Origin of the sequence: uncultured Negativibacillus sp., assembly GCF_944388365.1 — a bacterium.
GTDB lineage: Bacteria > Bacillota > Clostridia > Oscillospirales > Ruminococcaceae > Negativibacillus.
In genome coordinates this window covers 1-2,637 of sequence record NZ_CALXIN010000165.1, presented here as the reverse complement: position 1 = coordinate 2,637, position 2,637 = coordinate 1, and the positions used below count along the sequence as shown (strand labels likewise).

Sequence of the window (2,637 nt, the reverse complement as noted above, 5' to 3'; positions counted from 1 at the left end):
TATCTCACCACAGCGCCGTATCCCTGCGCCAGATGCTCCAGCACCTTTTCGTCGATGCCGCTGCGGGAATCGACAAAGGCGCAGCCGTTGTACATCAGCAGCGCCATCTCCAGCGCTTCCTCGCTGTCCGACAGAAAGGACACCGGCATGTGCAGCATGTGGGCATTGAGCGCAAAGTTATACGCATCGTCCACCGTTTCAATGCGGATGGTGGCTACATCCGCGCCGCTGTCCTCCAGTTCGAGCAGCTCGTCGGACATATCCATCCGGCAATCCACCGGCTCGGTCTGCTCGAAATATTCGTCCAGAAAGTACGGCTCGGTCGCTCCCGCCATCATCAGCGTGTCCTCGTCCTCCCGCTGAATCTTCACCGCCGAAAAGTCAAACGTCTGCATCATCCTGCCGATTTGAGCGATGTGCTCCGGCGTGGTATAGCAGCAGCCTCCCACCAGTGTGGCGCCCAGCTCCAGCAGCTTTTTCATCTGCTCAGCCATCTCGGACGGAGTCAGCAGGCGGTCAAAGTCCTCACCGGCGCGCGGACGCACAATCAGCGGCACCTTTGCATAGGGTGCAATCTCCTCCAGGTGACCGGCGATCCTTTCCGGACGGTCACAGCACGCCAGCCCAAACGCCGCCGCACCCAGCTTCTGGCAGACGATCAGCGCCGATACCAGGTCGCTACCCATGCAGGTTTCGCCGTCCTCCTCGACGTTTAAGGTCACCATCACCGGCAGACCGGTCTGCCGACAGCCGAGGATGGCTGCTCTGCTCTGGGAGATGGTGGTCATCGTGTCGGCGATGAGCAGATCCACACCGCCTTTTTTTAAGGCAAAGGCCTGTGCGGCGTAGATGCTGACCAGATCCAGAAATGGCGTCTCGCCAAAGGGCTCCGCCTGCAGATCCAGCGGCGCTACTACACCTGCCACCAGCACCTGCGGGTCAAAGTCCCGGCAGGTCTGCACTGTCAGACGGGCAAGCTGTTCGTTGTATGCCTGGGTGTTGTGCTGCTGTCCCCATTTTTGCAGTGAAACTGCGTCGGCCTGTGCCGTTGGGGTGCAGATGATCCGGCTGCCCGCCTGCAAAAACGCACGGTGCAGCTGTGCCAGGCGGTCGGGATTTTCCAGTATCCACTGGGCAGGACAGTTGTACTGTCCCATCCCGTTGAGCCTCAGATTGGTTGCCGTTGCCCCATCCATGAGCAACGGCTGGGATAATCGTATGTCCATTGTTCCTCCAATGAGTCTGTGTAGAGAGGTTGATTGTCTTGTCTTTGCGCCGTAGGCGAACAGAAGTTTTTTGTCAAACTTTTGTACACAAAAGTTTGCGAGGGTTTGGGGCGAGGAGCCCCAACAGTAAAAACAATTCAATATATAAAGTTAAGGGGCAGTGTCCCTTTTCGATGCTACCGCACGTTTAGTGCGCTGACCGCGCAGCGGGCAGATCAAAGCCTTGGCAGGGAGGCAGTCCCTGCGAACCTCTTTTGCGGGCTTACGCAGCCCGCACCTGCGGCAACTTTCTTGTGTGAAGAAAGTTGCACAAAGAGCACACAAGGAACCTCCTGGTTCCTTGACCTCCGGAAGTTTGAAAAACTTCACGAAAGGGGTCAAGTGTGACCCCTTTTGAAACCCCGCTGTGTCGGTGGCAACAGCGCTCGGCGTAACCGCATACTATCCGAGGTGGCATGGCAGTATTGGACATCATCCCGCTATTGGTGCAGAACGGTGTCGACGGAAGCACCTACTGCCCTAAGCGGTAGTTAAGTGGCCTAGCAGCCTCTTATTCACGGGGAAGTCAGGGGGAGAGAGCTTTGCTTCGCAAAGCTCCCGAGGGGAGTAACTTTTCTGCAGAAAAGTTCGGAGAATGGGCTTTGCCTATTCTCGGGACCGCACACAGAAAAACAGGACAACGCAGGAAGCAGAGGTGCGGTCTTGCCCCTTAGAGGTGTTTCCAAAGAGGACACTTCCTCTTTGGCGCGCCTTTGGTTACTTTCCTCGCGGGAGGAAAGTAACCCCGGGGTGCAGGGGCGGGGAGCCGCCCTGCAGGTTCATGCAGGGACTCTACCCTGCAAATGAAAACCAGAACAGGTTTCTACCGTCGAAAATCATCCACCGGATAATTTTCGACGGTTACTTTATACGCTTAATCGGTTTTCGAGAACCTTTTCTCTTGCAGAAAAGGAGATTGAAAACTTGTTTTCAATCCCGAGCTCTCCCAATGAGCGCCTGACGATAAAGAATTTCGCTCGTTGCGACGAGCGACCAAAGGCGTTGCCTCTGGACACCACCACCTTTTGAAAGAAAGCTAGATTGAAAACAAGTTTTCAATCAGGAGTCTGCTCTTTTTGCCCATAAAGGATCGGGCAAAATTGCCTTCGGCAACCGAGCAAAGCTCCGTTAGACGAAAACTTTTGTTTTTCTCCGCCGACCAAAAACTTTAGTTTTGGGTCGCCTACTACATCGACTCCGGTGCAGTGATTTTCAGCAGGCCCAGCAGATTTGCCAGAACGGTGCGGGTTGCCATGCACAGCGAAATTCTTGCCTGCATCAGCGCCTCATCCTCGCCCTGAACACGGCAGGCGTTATAGAACTTGTGGAACAGTGTTGCCACATCCATCAGATAATGGGTCAGTCTTGCCGG

General features: G+C 55.3%; 2 protein-coding genes. Both read right to left on the bottom strand.

Translation table 11 applies throughout. The features are described from left to right. Positions 1 to 1,226 (bottom strand): homocysteine S-methyltransferase family protein (locus tag Q0L39_RS11570; RefSeq protein WP_296629338.1); only part of this gene is annotated, 1,226 nt, incomplete at its 3' end. Between the two features lie 1,225 nt (positions 1,227 to 2,451). Continuing rightward, on the bottom strand, positions 2,452 to 2,637 hold a 186-nt coding region (locus tag Q0L39_RS11565), incomplete at its 5' end, for a DALR anticodon-binding domain-containing protein (protein WP_296629336.1).